Origin of the sequence: Brevundimonas sp., assembly GCF_027484365.1 — a bacterium.
Taxonomy (GTDB): Bacteria; Pseudomonadota; Alphaproteobacteria; order Caulobacterales; family Caulobacteraceae; genus Brevundimonas.
Map to the genome: position 1 here is coordinate 240,055 of NZ_JAIXTC010000007.1, position 16,845 is coordinate 256,899.

21 protein-coding genes are annotated in these 16,845 nt (G+C 67.8%); 14 read left to right on the forward strand and 7 right to left on the reverse strand.

The features are described from left to right. Positions 1-34 precede the first annotated feature (34 nt). Both Q0044_RS03100 and Q0044_RS03105 read left to right on the forward strand, forming a co-directional pair. Positions 35-184, forward strand: coding sequence for a hypothetical protein (locus tag Q0044_RS03100; protein ID WP_298159424.1), 150 nt, complete (start codon positions 35-37; stop codon positions 182-184). 38 nt (positions 185-222) lie between these two features. Continuing rightward, positions 223-447 (forward strand): hypothetical protein, encoded by a 225-nt coding sequence (locus tag Q0044_RS03105; protein ID WP_298159426.1) that lies wholly within the window; start codon positions 223-225, stop codon positions 445-447. Here the strand turns inward: Q0044_RS03105 and dapE are convergent. Beyond that, complete coding sequence (dapE, locus tag Q0044_RS03110; protein WP_298159428.1) at positions 444-1,616, reverse strand: succinyl-diaminopimelate desuccinylase; 1,173 nt, start codon at positions 1,614-1,616, stop codon at positions 444-446. The genes Q0044_RS03105 and dapE overlap by 4 nt on opposite strands. Before the next feature lie 115 nt (positions 1,617-1,731). Here dapE and Q0044_RS03115 point away from each other — a divergent pair, with 115 nt between their 5' ends. The 5 genes from Q0044_RS03115 to Q0044_RS03135 all read left to right on the forward strand — a co-directional run bounded on the left by Q0044_RS03115 (position 1,732) and on the right by Q0044_RS03135 (position 5,365). Further along, positions 1,732-2,337 carry an IPTL-CTERM sorting domain-containing protein gene (locus Q0044_RS03115; protein ID WP_298159431.1) on the forward strand — a complete coding sequence of 202 codons (606 nt, stop codon included), beginning with the start codon at positions 1,732-1,734 and terminating at the stop codon, positions 2,335-2,337. A 59-nt stretch (positions 2,338-2,396) separates the two neighbouring features. Then, the gene (locus tag Q0044_RS03120) at positions 2,397-2,546 is read left to right on the forward strand and encodes a hypothetical protein (RefSeq protein ID WP_298159434.1); all 150 of its coding nucleotides are present in this window, start codon (positions 2,397-2,399) and stop codon (positions 2,544-2,546) included. A gap of 187 nt (positions 2,547-2,733) precedes the next feature. Continuing rightward, the gene (locus Q0044_RS03125) at positions 2,734-3,525 is read left to right on the forward strand and encodes an IPTL-CTERM sorting domain-containing protein (RefSeq protein WP_298159437.1); all 792 of its coding nucleotides are present in this window, start codon (positions 2,734-2,736) and stop codon (positions 3,523-3,525) included. Between the two features lie 65 nt (positions 3,526-3,590). After that, positions 3,591-4,073 (forward strand): cupin domain-containing protein, encoded by a 483-nt coding sequence (locus tag Q0044_RS03130; protein WP_298159439.1) that lies wholly within the window; start codon positions 3,591-3,593, stop codon positions 4,071-4,073. Next, positions 4,070-5,365: an MFS transporter gene (locus tag Q0044_RS03135; RefSeq protein WP_298159442.1), complete on the forward strand. Its 1,296-nt coding sequence runs from the start codon at positions 4,070-4,072 to the stop codon at positions 5,363-5,365. Before Q0044_RS03130 ends, Q0044_RS03135 begins: the two co-directional genes overlap by 4 nt. Positions 5,366-5,370: 5 nt before the next feature. On the opposite strand, the gene Q0044_RS03140 is transcribed toward Q0044_RS03135, so the two are convergent. Continuing rightward, positions 5,371-5,982: an IPTL-CTERM sorting domain-containing protein gene (locus Q0044_RS03140; RefSeq protein ID WP_298159444.1), complete on the reverse strand. Its 612-nt coding sequence runs from the start codon at positions 5,980-5,982 to the stop codon at positions 5,371-5,373. A gap of 163 nt (positions 5,983-6,145) precedes the next feature. Then, complete coding sequence (locus tag Q0044_RS03145; protein ID WP_298159445.1) at positions 6,146-7,165, reverse strand: 2'-deoxycytidine 5'-triphosphate deaminase; 1,020 nt, start codon at positions 7,163-7,165, stop codon at positions 6,146-6,148. 76 nt (positions 7,166-7,241) lie between these two features. Between Q0044_RS03145 and apaG the strand changes: the two genes are divergently transcribed. Together apaG and Q0044_RS03155 are read left to right on the forward strand one after the other, a co-directional pair. Then, positions 7,242-7,646, forward strand: a complete 405-nt coding sequence (gene apaG, locus Q0044_RS03150) for a Co2+/Mg2+ efflux facilitator ApaG/CorD (protein WP_298159449.1) — start codon at positions 7,242-7,244, stop codon at positions 7,644-7,646. Then, entirely contained in the window at positions 7,643-8,011 is a 369-nt protein-coding gene (locus Q0044_RS03155) for a VOC family protein (RefSeq protein WP_298159452.1), read from the forward strand. Before apaG ends, Q0044_RS03155 begins: the two co-directional genes overlap by 4 nt. Positions 8,012-8,174: 163 nt before the next feature. Here the strand turns inward: Q0044_RS03155 and gcrA are convergent, their stop codons facing one another. Then, positions 8,175-8,693: a cell cycle sigma 70 cofactor GcrA gene (gcrA, locus tag Q0044_RS03160; RefSeq protein ID WP_298159455.1), complete on the reverse strand. Its 519-nt coding sequence runs from the start codon at positions 8,691-8,693 to the stop codon at positions 8,175-8,177. Between the two features lie 282 nt (positions 8,694-8,975). Between gcrA and Q0044_RS03165 the strand changes: the two genes are divergently transcribed. The 4 genes from Q0044_RS03165 (at position 8,976) to argF (ending at position 12,305) form a co-directional block, all read left to right on the forward strand. Then, positions 8,976-9,098 carry a hypothetical protein gene (locus Q0044_RS03165; RefSeq protein WP_298159457.1) on the forward strand — a complete coding sequence of 41 codons (123 nt, stop codon included), beginning with the start codon at positions 8,976-8,978 and terminating at the stop codon, positions 9,096-9,098. Positions 9,099-9,152: 54 nt separating this feature from the next. Next, positions 9,153-9,974: an ABC transporter permease gene (locus Q0044_RS03170; RefSeq protein ID WP_298159460.1), complete on the forward strand. Its 822-nt coding sequence runs from the start codon at positions 9,153-9,155 to the stop codon at positions 9,972-9,974. Positions 9,975-10,209: 235 nt separating this feature from the next. Continuing rightward, positions 10,210-11,391, forward strand: coding sequence for an aspartate aminotransferase family protein (locus Q0044_RS03175; protein ID WP_298159534.1), 1,182 nt, complete (start codon positions 10,210-10,212; stop codon positions 11,389-11,391). Next, positions 11,391-12,305, forward strand: coding sequence for an ornithine carbamoyltransferase (gene argF / locus Q0044_RS03180; protein ID WP_298159462.1), 915 nt, complete (start codon positions 11,391-11,393; stop codon positions 12,303-12,305). Before Q0044_RS03175 ends, argF begins: the two co-directional genes overlap by 1 nt. Here the strand turns inward: argF and Q0044_RS03185 are convergent. From Q0044_RS03185 to Q0044_RS03195, 3 genes are all read right to left on the reverse strand, one after another. Beyond that, on the reverse strand, positions 12,302-12,658 hold the full coding sequence (locus Q0044_RS03185; protein ID WP_298159464.1) for an MmcQ/YjbR family DNA-binding protein: 357 nt from the start codon (positions 12,656-12,658) through the stop codon (positions 12,302-12,304). The two genes, argF and Q0044_RS03185, sit on opposite strands and share 4 nt — an antisense overlap. A gap of 66 nt (positions 12,659-12,724) precedes the next feature. After that, complete coding sequence (locus tag Q0044_RS03190; protein WP_298159467.1) at positions 12,725-13,234, reverse strand: pyridoxamine 5'-phosphate oxidase family protein; 510 nt, start codon at positions 13,232-13,234, stop codon at positions 12,725-12,727. A 57-nt stretch (positions 13,235-13,291) separates the two neighbouring features. After that, positions 13,292-13,489 (reverse strand): hypothetical protein, encoded by a 198-nt coding sequence (locus tag Q0044_RS03195; RefSeq protein ID WP_366941095.1) that lies wholly within the window; start codon positions 13,487-13,489, stop codon positions 13,292-13,294. A gap of 222 nt (positions 13,490-13,711) precedes the next feature. Between Q0044_RS03195 and Q0044_RS03200 the strand changes: the two genes are divergently transcribed. Continuing rightward, the gene (locus Q0044_RS03200) at positions 13,712-16,705 is read left to right on the forward strand and encodes an SEL1-like repeat protein (RefSeq protein WP_298159472.1); all 2,994 of its coding nucleotides are present in this window, start codon (positions 13,712-13,714) and stop codon (positions 16,703-16,705) included. Positions 16,706-16,845 lie beyond the last annotated feature (140 nt).

Consider the following 16,845-nt stretch of genomic DNA (forward strand, 5'->3'; position numbering starts at 1 on the left):
TGCACCGTCCTGAGGTTACGCCCGGAGAATGACCATGAGGGTTCTGAACTTCCACCTGCCCGCCATCGAGCCCATGCCCCGTCATGAGCTGTGGAGGGAGACCTTTTTCTTCCTCGCGTCGTTCATCGCGACGATGGGCGGGGCCATGGTGATGATGAACCACGCGGCCGCGGTTCTCGCCTGAAGCTTGACCTCCGACGCCAGGGCGGCGAGGGGAGGGGGATGAGCTCCCCCGACACCGAACTCGACCGGTTCAAGGCTGCGCGCGTCACGGCCATCCATCGCCTCGACCTGATCGCGAGAGGGGCCCGGATCACCTACGAGGACGGGACGCCGGTGGACATGGCGTCGGAGAAGGCGCGGCTGGAAGCGGTCGTCGCCGACATGGACCGCCGCATCGCGAAGCTCGATCTGGCCACCGCCAAGCCCGTCGGACCGCTGAACTAGACGGCGGTCTGCACCGTCTCGATGACCCGGCGATAGGTCGCGGTCAGGGCTTCGAGTTCGGCGACCGGCACCCGTTCATCCACCTGGTGCATGGTCTGGCCGACGAGGCCCAGCTCCAGAACCGGACACATCGCCCGGATGAACCGGGCGTCCGAGGTGCCGCCGGTGGTCGAGGCCTCGGGGCGGAGGCCGGTGGCGGCCTCGACCGCGTCCTGGACCGCCGTGACGAAGGCGCCGTGGGGCGTCAGGAAGGCTTCGCCTGAACACATGTGCTCCAGGGTGATCTGAAGTCCGGTCTCGGCCTGCACCCGGCCGGCCTCGCGGTTCAGCCAGTCGATCAGGCCGTCGCCGGTCTGGGCCGGGTTGAAGCGGATGTTCAGCCGGGCCCGGGCCTCGGCCGGGATGACGTTCGTCGCCGGATTGGCGATGTCGACGGTGGTGATTTCGAGATTGGACGGTTGGAAGGCCTCGTAGCCGGTGTCGAGCACGTGGGCGTCGAGGGCGGCCAGCAGGCGGACCAGCGCCGGGGCCGGGTTCGCCGCGCGGTCGGGGTAGGCGACGTGGCCCTGTTTGCCGTGGACGGTGATCCAGGTGTTCAGCGAGCCGCGCCGGCCGATCTTGATCATGTCGCCGAGCTGCCGCTGCGACGACGGTTCGCCGACGACGCAGGCGTCGATGACCTCGCCCTCGGCCATCAGGGTCTCGACGACCCGTTTGGTGCCGTGCAGCGCCGGACCCTCCTCGTCGCCGGTGATGAGGAAGGACAGGGAGCCGGGCAGATCGCCCTCCGCCAGGACCTGCGAGACGGCGGCGACCCAGGCGGCGATCCCGCCCTTCATGTCGACCGCTCCCCGGCCGAAGAGGACACCGTCCCTGACCTCGGCCTCGAACGGGCCGGAAGACCATGCGGTGTGTTCCCCGGTCGGGACGACATCGGTGTGGCCGGCGAAACAGAGGTTGGGCGAGGCGGTTCCGCGCCGTGCGTAGAGGTTCTCGATCCGCGCTTCCCGGCCCTCGCCTCCCGGCCCCTCGAAGGCCATGCGGCGGCAGGTGAAGCCGAGGTCGGTCAGGACCCGCTGCAGGGTGTCCATGGCCCCGGCGTCGGCGGGTGTCACGGAGGGGCGACGGATCAGGTCGCGGGTCAGTTCGACAGGATCGATGATGCTCATGGACGACGCCCTATCTCACCCTGCGAGGCCGCGCCATGGAACGCGCCCGACGATCTGGATTCGCAGAAGGTCCGCATGCTAGCCAGAGCGCACCACATGTTTGGGGGAACGGTTCATGAGTTTGTCTTCCAGGCTTGCAGTTGTCCTGCTTCTGATCGCGCTTCCGGGCGCCGCAATGGCCCAGGCTACGGTCGGCAATATCGGGCCCGGAAACGCGAGCGCCTTCGGCAACATCAACGATGTCCAGTCGTTGCTCGCACCGGCCGATGCGGCGACCCTGACCGAAGTCAGTCTGGGGATGGCCCACCCAACCTCTGCGCAAAACTACACAGTCAGTATCCATCGCGACAACGCGGGTTCCCCGGGACCGGCCGTCGCCACGTCCGGCACATTCACGACGACGACTGCCGTCATCAACTACGGGGTCCAGGTCTATACGCTCTCGACTCCGCTGACGGTCACGCCGAACGAGCGACTCTATATTCAGGTCAATGCGCCGGCCAATACAGCCTGGTGGGCTGTGACCAACGACTACTATCCGGATGGCGGCCTGATCGAGAACGGCACGAGCCGTCCCGAGTATGACGCCTATTTCCTGGCCCAGTTCACGACCATCCCGACGCCGGTTCCCACGCTGACGGAGTGGGCCATGATCCTGTTCGGTCTGGGTCTGGCGGGCGGCGCTGTCCTGATGATCCAGCGCCGGCGGCTGACCGTCTGAGGTTTGACCGGGGCCTCGGGGGCGGCGCATAGGTCGGCGGCTCCCGCAAAGGCCGCGCCATGCCCAAGATGGACATCGAGACCGCCCCGACCGGCCACGGGACCTCCTGTCCCGAAGAGCACGCCGGGCCCTGCAAGCCGCGTCGGCGGTGGCGGCTCGGCGACGCGGCGGGGCTGGATCAGTTCGACAGGATCGATCACAGGAGCTGATGCGCCGCTCATGCGGTCATGCTTCAGGGGGACTTCGCAGCCGCGAGACGTGCATTCCCAGGATCGACATCGACCGGGCTCGCCTGAATGCCAGTCAGGTCTTTGTCGTACGCCTGTGCTTTCCCAGCCCTAGCTTGATCGAATCGATCTTGGCACGCTTGGCCGTACCAGAGGGAGGAGGGTGGTCGTGATTGCAAGACTGGTTTTCGGATTGCTTTTGGCAGGCTTCCTCGGCGTCAGCCAGGCAAGTGCTCAGACCTACCGCCTCTCTGGGGATTTCAACACCGGAACGGGCTCGCTTTCCGGCAACATCACGGTCAATCCGGCCACGGGACGAGTGACGCGGGCGGACGTGGCCGTTACGGCGGGAACGGGCGCTTCGAGCATCTCTGGGCCAATGTCGGCACGCAGCAGCACGCTCGTTGTTGAGGACGGCCCTAACGTCGTTAGACTCCGTGAAAGCCCGGTCAACACGGGTGTGTTCGGCCTTTTTCTGGTCTTCAACCCTCAACTTGACCAACTGGCGCCGGTCTTTACTGCTGCCATTGAAACGCGATGCTTTAATGCTGACTGCAGTGTGACCGACACGGGCCGTCAGAACCTGATCAACCGGGTTCTGACCCGCATCCCCGGGATCACCAGCCTTTCCAGCAGTGCGGCCCCGCCTGGCTCGACCGTGGTGATCACGGGCACCGACTTCACCGGTGCGACGGCGGTCGCCTTCGGTGCCACGCCTGCTGCAGCGTTCACCGTGAACAGCGCAACCCAGATCACCGCGACCGTTCCGGCCGTCGCGCCGGGCACGACGGTGGACATAGCCGTCACTGGACCGACCGGGTCCAGTCCGAATACGACGGCCGACAACTTCCTGTTCCCCGCCCCCGTTCCGACCATGGCGGAATGGGCCATGATCGCTCTTGGGTTGCTGCTCGCGATGGGCGCTGCGGTTACAATTCAGCGCCGTCGTCTGGCGGCCTGATACATCGGGTTTGATCCTGGCTTCCGGGGGCGGTAACGCGAGGGACAGCCGTCGGGAGCCCACCTTTGCCGAAGATCGACATCGATGCCGCACCCGAGCGCAACGGAACCGCCTATCCGCCGCCTTTTGACGCTCCTTGCCGGGAACGGCGTCGCAGACGGTTGGGGAACGCGGCGGGCCTCAGCCAGTTTGGCGTCAACAGGCTGATTCTGCCGCCGGGCGGCTGGTCCTCCCAGCGCCATTGGCACACCGCCGAGGATGAGTTCGTCTGGATCCTGTCCGGTGAGGTGGTGCTGGTTGAGAATGAGGGCGAAACGGTGCTGAGGGCGGGGGATTGCGCCGGTTTTCCGAAGGGGGTGGCGAACGGCCATCAGCTGGTCAACCGGTCGGAGGAGGTCGCCGTGGTTCTGGAGGTCGGCGGCCGAAATCCTGATCAGGACGCGGTCGATTATCCCGACATCGATCTGATGATCGCCGGCCAGGGCGACACCACCTATCGGCATAAGGACGGCACGCCCTACGAGACCGCCCCGGGCCGGGTGAAGTGACGGACTCGCCTGAGGCGCCCGAGCCGAACACCAGGCCGAACGCCGAAGCCGCGCTGGCCGCCCATGGGACCAACCCCTGGGTCATCAATGACTTTCGCCTGATCTGGCTGGGTCGGATTGCGGCGGTGCTGGCGATCCAGATCCAGTCCTCGGCCCTGCTGTGGCAGGTCTATGAGATCGCGCGCCGCGACCATCCGATCGAACAGGCCAGCCTGTATCTCGGCATGGTCGGACTGGCCCAGTTCATCCCCCTGCTGTTGCTGACCCTGCCGGCCGGCGAGATGGCGGATCGGCGGGACCGCCGGCGCACGGTGGTCTGGTCGATCCTGGCCGAGGCGACGTGCGCCCTGTCCTTCCTGGCCATGGCCCTCCACGGCCATCCGCCGCTGTGGGGCCTGCTGGCGGTGGCGGTCGGCTTCGGCGCGTCGCGGGCCTTCCTGGCTCCGGCGAGCCAGGCCTATCTGCCGATGGTCGTGGGTCGGGCCGCCCTGCCGCGCGCCATTGCGGCCCAGTCGATCGCCTTCCAGACCGGGGCGATCGCGGGGCCGGCGCTCGGCGGCGTGATCGTCGGCATCAACGTGCCTCTGGCCTACGGAGTGTCGCTGGCCCTGTTCGGCGTCGGCCTGGTCTGTTTTCTGATCCTGAAGACCAGCGGCAGGCCCGCACCGATGGAGGCCGTCGGCAGCCGCTGGGAGGCGGTCAAGGACGGGCTGAAATACGTCTGGGACACCAAGATCGTGCTGGGCGCCATCTCGCTCGATCTGATCGTGGTTCTGTTCGCGGGGGTGGCCCTGCTGACCCCGATCTTCGCGCGCGACATCCTGCATGTCGGACCGGAAGGGTTCGGGTTGCTCCGGGCGTCGTTCGGCGGCGGCGCCTTCCTGATGGCCCTGGTCCTGGCCCGTTATCCGATCCCGGGTCGGGGCGGGATGCTGATGTTCGCCTCGGTCGCCGTGTTCGGCGTCTGCACCATCGTCTTCGGGCTGTCGAAGGTCGTCTGGATCTCGGCGGCGGCCCTGTTCATCGGCGGCATGGCCGACATGGTCAGCGTCAACATCCGCCAGACCCTGATCCAGCTGTCGACGCCCGATCACATGCGGGGCCGGGTGTCCTCGGTCTCGATGCTGTTCATCGGCGCGTCCAATGAGCTCGGCGAGGCCTACTCCGGTGTGATGGTGCGGTTCCTGGGACCCATCGGCGCGGCGGTGTTCGGCGGGGTCGGGGCGCTGGCCGCGACGGGGCTCTGGGCGAAGCTGTTCCCCGACCTCAGAAAGGCGGATCGGCTGGTGTGAGTCCGTCAGGCTCCAGCGAGGCGCGCGCGCCGCTGGAGATGCACAGCCGCCGCGCCGGCCAGCGCCAGTCCGAGCAGGATCATCGCCCACTCTGACAGGGTCGGGACGGGAGCGGCAGCGACCTGCACGACTTCGAAGATCAGGTCTTGAGCCTGGACCATGTCTCCATTCGCGAACCAGGCTCCCCCGGGGTAGGAGTTAACGTCATTGTTGCGCGTCAAAGTCGACGAGCCGAAAGCGAAGGCATAGGTGGACCCGGCCGTAACCGGCAGCGGAGTGCCGAGAACGAATTCATCGAAGCCGCCGCCGGTCCGGTCAGTCAGACTTACCGCTTGCGATGAGACGAACGCACCTGCAGCGTTGAACGCGCCGGTATTTGCCCCGTTATAGAGATAAAGGGTGGTGTTCTGGGCGGCACCCGGCCTTACCCGGATCCTGGTGACCGTGCCCGTCACAGTCGCCGTGAAAGACTGGCCCTGGAAGCTGATCGAATTGGTCACAAACGGGTTTGCATCCGGCGACGCGATCGTCTGGGCCGATGCCTGGGTTGCCATGCCTGTCCAGAGTGCGGCCAGCATGACCGCTACAATGGCGATGTTACGAGCGGTCGAGGACAAGGTGCATTTCCAAAGCATCACCGGCCAGTGCCGGCCAATGCGTTTAGTATATCCGCGGTTGTGAAGGCCTGACAATCGGGACAAGGTCCGACCGAGTCCGTGTCCGGCAGCCCCTCCGTGACAGTCCTGCGCACCCTGCCGCCTCCCTGCGAGAGGGAGGTGATTACCAGGCGCGGAAATGTTTGCTCAGCTTCAGCCCCTGCCGCTGATAGTGGCTGCCGCCCTCGCCGTAGAGGCGTGACGGGCGTTCGGTCAGGGGTTCGTAGACCAGCCGGGCGACGATCTGGCCGTGTTCCAGCAGGAAGGGGGTGTCGTGGGTACGGACCTCCAGCACGCCCTTTGAGCCCGCGCCGTGCGCCTCGTCGGTGCCGAAGCCGGGGTCGAAGAAGCCGGCGTAGTGGACGCGGAACTCGCCGACCGACGGATCGATCGGGGTCATCTCTGCCGCCTGATCCACGGGGATCTCGACCGAGTCCGAAGACGCCAGGATGTAGAACTCGCCCGGATCGAGCAGCAGTTCGCCGCGACGCAGGGTCAGCGGCTCCCAGAAATCCTTCGGGTCGTGGCCGTCGATCCGGTCCAGGTCGACGACGCCCGCGTGACGACGGCCACGGAAGCCGATGATGTCGCCGCCTTGCAGGTCGACCCCGACGCTGCGGGTCTCCAGCTTGGGCGGTTCGCCCGCCTTGAGCCGCAGCTGGTTCAGCCGTGTGCCGGGACGCACGAGGATTGAGAAGGTCTGGGGTGCGATCTCCAGATAGAGCGGCCCCGCATAGCCCTCGTCCACATCGTCGAACGAACCGCCGCGATCGGTCAGCAGGCGCACGAAGACATCGACACGGCCGGTCGAGGACTTGGGGTTGGCGCGGGCGATCAGGCCGGGCGGCAGGCTCAGCCGCTCCTGAAGCTCGGCGATATAGACACAGCCTTTTTCCAGAACGACGCCGTGGGTCATGTCGATGGGGTGCATCTCGACGTCGGCGATCCGCTCGGACACCAGCCGCTTGCCGGGCAGGAAGGAGGCGCGCACCCGCCAGGCGCGGTCGGACAGGCGCAGGTCGAGACTGGCCGGCTGGACCTGGTCGGCGTCCCAGGGCGTGGCCGAGGATATGGCGCCGCCCGCGATCAGGGCTTCGATGGACTGGGAGGGCAGGATGCCGTGCGTGGGGAATTCAAGAGACATGGCGAACGCCATACACACGGATCGCCGGACGCGCGACCACGCTTGAACTGCGGCCTGCATCGGGCGACCATGGATCATGCACGACACGCGACCCTATGTGGCTGAAACGGAAGGCGTCATCGTGCGCGTCCGCCCCAGCTATCTGGCCGGCCAGTCCGATCCGGCCGAGGGCCGCTGGGTCTGGGCCTATCAGATCGAGATTGAGAATTGCGGGCCGGAGGCGGTGCAGCTGATGGCGCGGCGGTGGGTCATCACCGACGCCACCGGCCATGTCGAGACGGTGCGGGGGCCGGGCGTGGTCGGGGAACAGCCCCTGATCGCGCCGGGCGACAGCTATTCCTACGCCTCGGGATGCCCCTTGCCGACGGCGTCGGGGTCCATGGAGGGGGCCTATACGATGACGGACGCCAGCGGCCGGTCGTTCGAGGCGGTTATTCCGGCCTTCAGCCTGGATGTGCCTGGCGGGAGGGTCCTGAATTGACGGATCGACTGATCGACGCCGCGCCCTTCGTTCCGGCCAGGGAATTCGAGGTCAGCAAGGCCTTCTATCGTGCCCTGGGCTTCGAATGTCTCACGGACGGAGAGGTCGCGATCTTCCGCACGGGAACCAGCCGCTTCATCCTGCAGAATTACTGGCAGGAGGGCTGGGCCGCCAACTTCATGATGCAGCTGGTCGTCGCCGATCTTGACGGCTGGTGGTCGCGGATGACGGCACTGGATCTGCCGGGCCGGTTCGGGGTGCAGCGGCCGAAGCCGCCTGTCCTGCAGCCCTGGGGCCTGATCGTCGGCTATGTCTATGATCCGGCCGGCGTGCTCTGGCACGTCACCGGCGAACGGCCCGCCTGAGGCGGGTGGGGGGCTGCGTCAACCCGGAGAACCGCAGCCCCGCCCCGATCTCGCCAGGGGACCCTGACGAGGCGGATGCGGCCCCTTACGGGATCGGCATGACGAAGGCGCGACGCACGCGACACGGATCGCGCCCAGGCAGCGAGCGACAGCGCCCCTTGAACTAGATGTAGCGCCGCAGGCTGCGGGCCAGCTCTTCCTTGCCGCCGCGCTTCATCTGCGGCTGGTAGGCGACGCGGGCGTGTTCCTGGCAGTAGACGCCTTCCGAGGCGCGGCGGCCGCAGAAGCTGAACTCGGTCGAGGACGGGTCGCCGATCGGCCATTTGCACATGTGGGCGCCCAGGGTCATCACCGTGGCCGTGCCGGGCATCTCGGCGACGGCGGGCAGGGCCGGAGCGGCCACGACCGGCCGCGGCGCGGGCTGGGCGGCTTCGATGCGGCGGGGCGCCGAGGGCTGGGCCGGGGGCGTGGTGCGCGTACGGGCCGGGCGGAAGGTGGTGGCGGTGCGCGCCGGCTGCGACGGCGTCGCGCGGCCCGACAGGCCGAGGCGGTGGACCTTGCCGATCACGGCGTTGCGGGTGACGCCGCCGCCCAGCTGTTTGGCGATCTGCGAAGCCGACTGCCCTTCCAGCCAGAGCTTCTTCAGCGCGCCGACGCGATCTTCGGTCCAGCCTGCGGTCATGCCACCCTCCGGGGAACAGTTTTGATTCAACATTTGGCGCCTGAGGCCCCTCCCGGGTCTCGTCGGCCACAACTAATCGTAAACGAGACCTTAACAGACGCAAGATGTGCGAATCAGTCGTCCACAGGAACTACATCTTGAATCGGCGTTCGCTGAGCGGACCAAGCGCCGCGATACGGAACGGGCCCCGGCGCCCGGGGTTGAAGACCCATGTCCGACACGCCGCACGCAGCCCCGCCGATTACGCGTAAACCTTTGACTCCCCTGGCGGGGGACGGCTGTGTGCGTGTGGTTGATCCGCCCGAGATCGCCATCACCCTGACCCCCGACGCCGCAGAGATTTCCGGGCTGCGCCTGATCGCGGAGGCGGACGCGGCGCGGCGCAAGGTCAACCCTGCCGGTTGAGGCCGGGTGCCGGAGCCCTTGCGCACCGCGCCCTGCGGCTGCATCTGACGGCCCATGACCGATCTCGCCTCGACGCGGCCTTCAGGCCTTCCGACCCCACGCAACTATGCCGGGGTCAACTGGATCGGGGTCCAGACCCTTTATCTGCGCGAGGTGCGCCGCTTCTGGAAGGTCGGGGCCCAGACGGTCGCCGCCCCGGTCGTCACGACCCTGCTCTACATGCTGGTCTTCGTCGTGGCGCTCAAGGGCACGCGGCCGCCGCTGCACGGCACCCCTTTCTCGGAGTTCGTGGCTCCCGGCCTGATCATGATGGCCATCCTGAACAACGCCTTCGCCAATGCATCGTCCAGCCTGATCCAGGCCAAGATCATGGGCACCTCGACCGACTTTCTCACGCCGCCGCTGAGCCCGCTGGAGCTGACCATCGGCTTCTCGCTGGGCGCCGCCACCCGCGGCATCGTGGTCGGCCTGGTCACGGCGATCTGCGTCATGCCGTTCGCCCGCCTCGGGGTGAGCCATGTTGCGGCCATCGTCTGGTTCGCCCTGATCGCCTCCCTGCTGATGGGGATGGTGGGGGTGCTGGCCGGTCTCTGGTCCGAGAAGTTCGACCAGTTGTCGGCGGTCCAGAACTTCGTCGTCCTGCCGATGACCTTCCTGTCGGGGGCCTTCTATCTGGTCGAGAACCTGCCCCAGCCGTTCGCGGCCATCAGCCACTGGAACCCCTTCTTCTATCTGATCGACGGCTTCCGCTACGGCTTCATCGGCCATGCCGAGGGGAACCTGATGGTCGGGGTGGTGATGAGTGCGGTACTGACGGTCGGGATGGCCGTCTGCTGCTGGCTGGTGTTCAGGTCCGGGTGGCGGTTGAAGAGCTGAGCGAGGCAGTAGGCGGTAGGCAGTAGGCAGTAGGGGCGCTGCGTCTGCAGCCTCCCGCCGCGTCGAGCACGATGCTGGCCGGAAACGACCTACTGCCTATTGCCTACTGGCTACTGCCTCACCCGGTGTTGACTCCCCCACGCTCCCATCCGACAACCTCCGCTCCTGAAAAGTCCCGTCGCACCCGCGCCGGGGCTTCGTTTCTTTTGGAGGTCAGTCCGTGTCCGGTCATTTGATGGGTGTCTACAATCGCGCGCCGCTGGAAGTGGACCGCGGGCGAGGCGCGCGTCTGTGGAGCGTGGACGGGACCGAATACCTCGACTGCGTCCAGGGCATCTCCACCAACGGTCTGGGCCATGCCCACCCGGTTCTGGTCGAGGCTGTGAAGGCCCAGGTCGAGAAGCTGTGGCACGTCTCCAACATCTACAAGATTCCCGGCCAGGAAGAGCTCGCCGGCAGGCTGACCGACGCCAGCTTCGCCGACGTGGTCTTCTTCACCAACTCGGGCACCGAGGCGGTCGAGTGCGCCCTGAAGACGGCGCGCAAATATCATTCGGCCAACGGCCAGCCCGAGCGGATCGACATCTACGGCTTCGACGGCGCCTTCCACGGCCGGACCTACGGTGCGATCAACGCGGCCGCCAACCCGAGCTACACCGAGGGTTTCGGCCCGAAGATGCAGGGCTTCCACCAGCTGAAGTGGGGCGACCACGAGGCGCTGAAGGCCGCGATCGCCGAGCCCACGACGGCGGCGATCATCGTCGAGCCGGTGCAGGGCGAGGGCGGCTGCCGGGCCATGCCGGACGTCTGCCTGCGCGGGCTGCGCGACCTGTGCGACGCGCACGGCGTCCTGATCATCTTCGATGAGGTCCAGTGCGGCATGGGCCGGACCGGCAAGCTGTGGGCCCATGAATGGGCCGGGATGACGCCCGATATCATGGCGGTCGCCAAGGCCCTGGGCGGCGGCTTCCCCATCGGCGCCTGTCTCTCCACCGCCCATGCGGCGAAGGGGATGACCGTCGGCGCCCACGGCTCGACTTTCGGCGGCAATCCCTTGGCCATGGCCGTCGGCAATGCGGCCTTCAGCGCGATCAACACGCCGGAGATCCTGGGCAACGTCAACGAGATCGCCGGCTACCTGAAGCAGCAGCTGCACGGACTGAAGGAACGCTTCCCCGATGTGATCGTGGACGTGCGCGGCAAGGGTCTGCTGATCGGCCTGAAGCTGGTCCCGAACAACCGCGACTTCATGGGCTGGGCGCGCGACGAGCAGCATCTGCTGATCGCGGGCGGCGGCGACAACTGCGTGCGCATGCTGCCGCCCCTGAACCTGACCCTCGACGAGGCCCGCGAGGCCGTCGAACGGCTGGAGCGGACCTGCGAGTTTGCGCGGGACAAGATCAAAGCGGTCGCCTGATGGTCAGACACTTCCTCGACATCCACCGGCTGGAAGCGGCCGAGCTGCGCGCCATCCTTGACGACGCCCATGCCCGCAAGGCCGCGCGTCAGGGCAAGCCCCAGGGCTGGGTCGACGCCGACGCGCCGGGCAGGGACCGGGTGCTGGCGATGATCTTCGAGAAGAACTCGACCCGCACCCGCTTCAGCTTCGACGCCGCCATTCGCCAGCTCGGCGGAGACTCGATCATCGCCACGGCCTCGGACATGCAGCTGGGGCGCGGCGAGCCGGTCGAGGACACCGCCAGGGTCCTGTCGCGCATGGTCGATGCCGTGATGATCCGGGCCAACACCCACGAGGACGTCGAGCGGTTCGCCCGGGTCGCCACCGTGCCGGTGATCAATGGTCTGACCGACCGCTCTCACCCGTGCCAGATCCTGGCCGACATCATGACCATCGAGGAGCAGCGCGGTCCGATCGAGGGCAAGACCCTGGCGTGGATCGGCGACGGCAACAACGTCTGCCACAGCTTCATGCACGCCGCGCCGAAGCTCGGCTTCCACCTGAACGTGGCCTGCCCGGCCGAGTATCACCCCGACCTGCACGACCTGGCGAAGGGCGGCAGTTCGGTCAGCCTGACCTCCGATCCGCGCGATGCGGTCAAGGGCGCCGACGTCGTGATCACCGACACCTGGGTGTCGATGGGCGACAGCGACTATGAGGCCCGTCTGCAGGCGTTCGAGAGCTACACCGTCGACGAGGCCCTGATGAACCTGGCCGATCCGGACGCGGTCTTCCTGCACTGCCTGCCGGCGCACCGGGGGGAGGAGGTCACCGACGCCGTGATCGACGGACCGCGCTCGCTGGTCTGGGACGAGGCGGAAAACCGCATCCACGCCCAGAAGGCCGTGCTGGCCTGGTGTTTCGCGGGCTAGATCGCCTTCGATTTCCTGAACGACGGCGGAGCCTGGATGCGCCACCCGGCCTCGAGCAGGGCCTGCAGCTCTGCGACCTCGATCGCCTCAAGCCGGACCAGCACCGCCGGATAGCCGCGATAGTGGTCGTCGTCGAAAAACCGGTCGGGCGCGGCCTCGATCAGCATGTCCTTTGCGGCGATGTCGCAGCGGATGGCGACGACGCCCGGCACGGCCTCGCGTTTTGACTTCGGTCTGGCGCGGGCCAGATAGGCCCAGCAGACCGCCCTCCGGCCGACGCCGAAATTGACGCCCTCGCCCTCCATACCGGGCAGGGCGAGGGCCAGTCGGGACAGGTCGGTGGTCGTGGCCATGGAGGCCGACCATACAGGAAAAGGGGCGCCGTCGCGAAACGGTGCCCCTGGTCCCGGTGCGCGAACCTACTGCAGGTTGACGTCCGCGACCCCGCCGGCGTCCGGGATGGTCCCGGTCAGATTGGCCCTGGCGATCTCGAAGGCGAACTTGACGAGCCCGCCCTTCGATACCCAGACCCGGCCGTCGTCGGCGTCGAAGCGCAGGATGGTCAGGTTGGGGTCGTCCTTGCCGCCCGGATACCAGGCGGCCAGCACCGGGTTCCAGTAGCGGTCGACGATCTCGCGGTCCTTGCCGTGGACCGACAGCTCCCCGTGGATACAGGCCCAGGTGTTCTGGTCCTTCGAGCCGTAGTGGAACATGGCGCTCTGGCCGCCGCCGACCCCGGCGTCCTTCGCCAGATCGGTGTCGTCGCGGGTGAAGAACCAGATCGTGCCGGTCTCCTCCTCGCGATGGGCGGTCATCGGCTGGGCGTGATAGCCCGGGGTGTCGATGCCCAGCATGCCGGTGTTGGAGTCCTTGAGATGCTTCCAGAACTCTTTTTCGGCATCGGCGGCGGAGAGGGGTTCGTCAGCCATGGTGGCTCCTGCGTGATTGTTCGGCCGGGATAACCGCCCAGCCTCCACGCCGTTCCGTCAGCCTCCCCGGTGCGTGACACCCAGCAGGGTTCCCAGATGGATCAGCAGCAGGAAGGCGAGCGCCCCGGCCAGCAGCATGACGAACCGCCAGGGCACCATGCGGGGCTTGAGGAAATCGCTGGGCTGCGCGCCGCGCCAGCCGGCGAAGACGCCCACGATCAGGGCGCCGGCGAGCAGCGAAAGGGTCAGGGTCATCGACATGGGCGCGATGTGGCGGCAAGTCCCCGGATGCGCAAGCGAACTCTTACCGGGGTCTTAATCTTCACCGCCCGTTAACCACGTCGGCGCGATGAAATGAGCTGTGACGGGGGCTATCCACAGATGAATGGGCAACCGTCAAGATGTTGGGGTTAACCACACGTTTACACCCCGGATATGGGCGATTAGCGTGATGCCTATGGGTCGGGAGTCGAATCAGTGAGCGCAGCCGCAGCGCCTTGGAGCGTGAAGGGCATCGACCCGAAAGCGCGCGAGGTGGCCAAGGATCTGGCGCGTCGTTCGGGCATGACCCTGGGCGAGTGGCTCAACACGATGATCATGGACGACGAGGATGACGGCGTCTCGCCGTTGCCGCGTCGCCCCCATGCCGCCGAGACCTTTGATCGTCGCGGCCGGTCGCGCCGTCTGGACGACGCCTACGAGATGGACGGTCGCGGCTACGGGCGCGACGACGAGACCCTGCAACGGGTCGCCGCCTCGGTCGAGGCGATCGCCTCCCGCCTTGAGGCTGCCGAGCGTCGCTCGACCATCGCCATCCAGGGCGTCGATCAGGCCGTCGCCGGCCTGGTGCGCAAGATGGAGGCGCAGGACCAGCAGGCCGGTCAGTACGGCCGCCGCATCGACGACATCTCCGAAGAGCTGAAGGAAGGCCACAAGCGCCTGCGCCGGTTCGAGCAGGACGCGGGTCCGAAGACCGCCGAGACCATCGGCAAGGTCGAGCAGGCCCTGGGCGGTCTGGCCGGCCGTCTCTACGACATCGAGGAGCGTCAGCGGTCCGGCCTGAACGAGGTTCGCCAGCGTCTCGAAGGCGTGGAGAAGGCCGACGCCTGGGGCAAGACCGACACGGCCGTCGCCGCCCTGACCAGCCGTCTCTACGACCTTGAAGAGCGGAACCGCGCGCACAGTCAGACCCTGCTGTCGCGACTGGAAGCCGTCGAGAAGGCCGCGGGCCCCGGCGTGGGCGCGGACGTTCTCGCGCGCGTCGGCCAGCGACTGGACGCCGCACAGGGCCAGACGACCGAGGCTCTGCGCAATCTGGAGCGCTCCTTCGCCGGCCTCGATCAGCGTCTGCGCGCCACCGAGACCCGCGTGGAGCCGGAAGGCGTGCGGGAGGCCGCCCGCTTCGAGAAACTGGCCGAGACCCTGTCGCGTCAGGTCGACGCCAACCGCACCGAGATGATGCGTCGGCTGGAGACCGCCGAGAGCGAAGGCCGGATGGCCCGTATCGAGGCGACGATCGCCTCGCTGGGCGAACAGGCCCGCTCCGCCGAGCAGCGCTCCGCCCAGGGCATCGACGCCATGGGCCGCGAGGTCCTGCGCATCGCCCAGAATCTCGACAGCCGCGTCGACAAGATGGAGACGGCGGGCGATTCACGCCTCGGCAAGTTCGAGGAGGCCCTGACCCGGACCCTGTCGGACAAGATCGCCTCGGACATGGGCCGCTACGGCCAGGCGATCGAACACCGGCTCAACCGCGCCGACGACCAGAACGCCATCGCCCTAGAGAAGCTGGGCGTCGAGATTACCCGCATCTCTGACCGGCTCGCCGACCGTATCGCCCAGTCGGAGCGCAAGTCGGCCCAGGCGCTGGAAGACATCGGCCGCCGGATGGTCGAGGGCTCCGACCGGATCGAGCAACGCTACGACCGCGCCTCCGGCGAACTGGCCGAGCGGATGCGCCTGTCCGAGGAACGTACGGCGAAACTGCTGGCCGAGGCGCGTGAGACGCTCGACCAGCGCCTGACCCAGCCCGCCGCCTTCGACCCGACGCCCCAGCCCCTGCCCCAGGTCGAACCCCCTGCCGCCGCCGAGTTCGCCCAGCCCGACTGGCGCGCCGCCGCCTTCCCGGTCGAGGACTTCGCCTCGCCGGAGGACGGCTGGTCGATCGATTCCCTCGCCGCCGACATCGAACCCTTCCCTGAAGCCGCGCCGGAGCCCGCTTTCGGCGCTGCGCCTGCGGCTGCGGTCGCTTCGATCCTGCCGGAGGAAGACAGTTTCGACGCCCTGCCGCGCCGGTTCGAACCGGTCGCGCCCGAGCCGGCGCCGTTCGGTTCGGCGGCCCAGCCCTTCGGCGGGTTCGGCGGCGCAGACGTTTCAGACGCGCTCGACGCCATTGCCGAGGCGGCTCCTCCGGCCGCGCCGCAGCCCGCCTTCACCGGCGCGGTCGCCGAAGCCTTCCCCTCGCCGCGCGCCTACGATGACGGCGACGAGGACTTCGCGGCCGAGACCGAATTCGTCGATGCCCGCCGCCTGCGCGCCGGCCTTGTCGGCGGCGCCGCAACCGGTCGCGCCGCCTCGACCCGCGACGCCATCTCGGCCGCCCGCGCCGCCATGAACACCCCGGCCGCCGCCGAGGTCGCGCCTCGGTCCGGCTTCGGCCTGGGGGGGCTCAAGAAGGGCGGCAAGTCGCGGCTGCAGGAGCGTCTGGACAAGCAGGCGTCGCGCGACGGCACCGTCAAGAAGGCCTTCCTCGCCTCGGTCACCGGCGTCGCCGTCGTCTGCGGCCTCTACGCCACCGGCCGCCTGACGGGCTACGAGATCATGGACGTCGGCCAGTTGCTGGGACAGGCGGGCGGCGATACTGAAGCGACGCCGATCGCGGCCCTGGCGCTCAGCCCGAACGATGCCCCGCTCGAGGCTGCGCCCGCCGACGCCACCGAGGCCCAGACCCTGTTCGCCCAGGCGACGGAACAGCTGGACCGCAACGACCCGGCCGGGGTCGAGACCCTGACCCGCGCCGCCAATCTCGGCGAGCCCCAAGCCCAGCTGAAACTGGCGAGCCTCTATCAGTCCGGCGAAAACGGCGTGTCCGTCGACGCCGAAGAAAGCCGTCTGTGGGCCCGTCGCGCGGCAGAGGGCGGCGACGCGCGCGGCATGCATGCCTTCGGCATGTATCTGTTCGACGGCGTCGGCGGCGCCCGCAACCGGCCCGAGGCTCTCGACTGGCTCAAGAAGGCCGCTGACCTCGGCCTCGTCGACAGCCAGTACAATGTCGCCCGCATCTATGAGAACGGCGACGAGGGCATCGCGCCCAATCCGACCCAGGCCTACCGCTGGTACCTCATCGCGGCCCGTGCCGGCGATCCCCAGGCCCAGGCCGCCGTCGACCGACTGGCCCCGACCCTTCCGGCGGCCGCCCGCCAGACCGCCCGCGCCCAGGCCGAGGCCTTCGCCCTGGAACCGCTCGCCTAGACCCTTCCTTGATTTCCGCTCATCCCCGCGAAAGCGGGGACCCAGTTCTTTCGTTCCTACGGTGCGTCGGATTGACCTTCCGTTCAAACCCCGCCCATTGAACGCCCACAGCACTGGGTCCCCGCTTTCGCGGGGATGAG

Coding starts and splice junctions, on each gene's coding strand:
- Q0044_RS03100 (WP_298159424.1), top strand. CDS start 35: ATGAGGGTTCTGAACTTCCACCTGCCCGCCATCGAGCCCATGCCCCGT.
- Q0044_RS03115 (WP_298159431.1), top strand. CDS start 1,732: ATGAGTTTGTCTTCCAGGCTTGCAGTTGTCCTGCTTCTGATCGCGCTT.
- Q0044_RS03120 (WP_298159434.1), top strand. CDS start 2,397: ATGCCCAAGATGGACATCGAGACCGCCCCGACCGGCCACGGGACCTCC.
- Q0044_RS03170 (WP_298159460.1), top strand. CDS start 9,153: ATGACCGATCTCGCCTCGACGCGGCCTTCAGGCCTTCCGACCCCACGC.
- Q0044_RS03190 (WP_298159467.1), bottom strand. CDS start 13,234: ATGGCTGACGAACCCCTCTCCGCCGCCGATGCCGAAAAAGAGTTCTGG.
- argF (WP_298159462.1), top strand. CDS start 11,391: ATGGTCAGACACTTCCTCGACATCCACCGGCTGGAAGCGGCCGAGCTG.
- Q0044_RS03185 (WP_298159464.1), bottom strand. CDS start 12,658: ATGGCCACGACCACCGACCTGTCCCGACTGGCCCTCGCCCTGCCCGGT.
- gcrA (WP_298159455.1), bottom strand. CDS start 8,693: ATGACCGCAGGCTGGACCGAAGATCGCGTCGGCGCGCTGAAGAAGCTC.
- Q0044_RS03145 (WP_298159445.1), bottom strand. CDS start 7,165: ATGTCTCTTGAATTCCCCACGCACGGCATCCTGCCCTCCCAGTCCATC.
- dapE (WP_298159428.1), bottom strand. CDS start 1,616: ATGAGCATCATCGATCCTGTCGAACTGACCCGCGACCTGATCCGTCGC.
- apaG (WP_298159449.1), top strand. CDS start 7,242: ATGCACGACACGCGACCCTATGTGGCTGAAACGGAAGGCGTCATCGTG.
- Q0044_RS03175 (WP_298159534.1), top strand. CDS start 10,210: ATGGGTGTCTACAATCGCGCGCCGCTGGAAGTGGACCGCGGGCGAGGC.
- Q0044_RS03195 (WP_366941095.1), bottom strand. CDS start 13,489: ATGACCCTGACCCTTTCGCTGCTCGCCGGCGCCCTGATCGTGGGCGTC.
- Q0044_RS03105 (WP_298159426.1), top strand. CDS start 223: ATGAGCTCCCCCGACACCGAACTCGACCGGTTCAAGGCTGCGCGCGTC.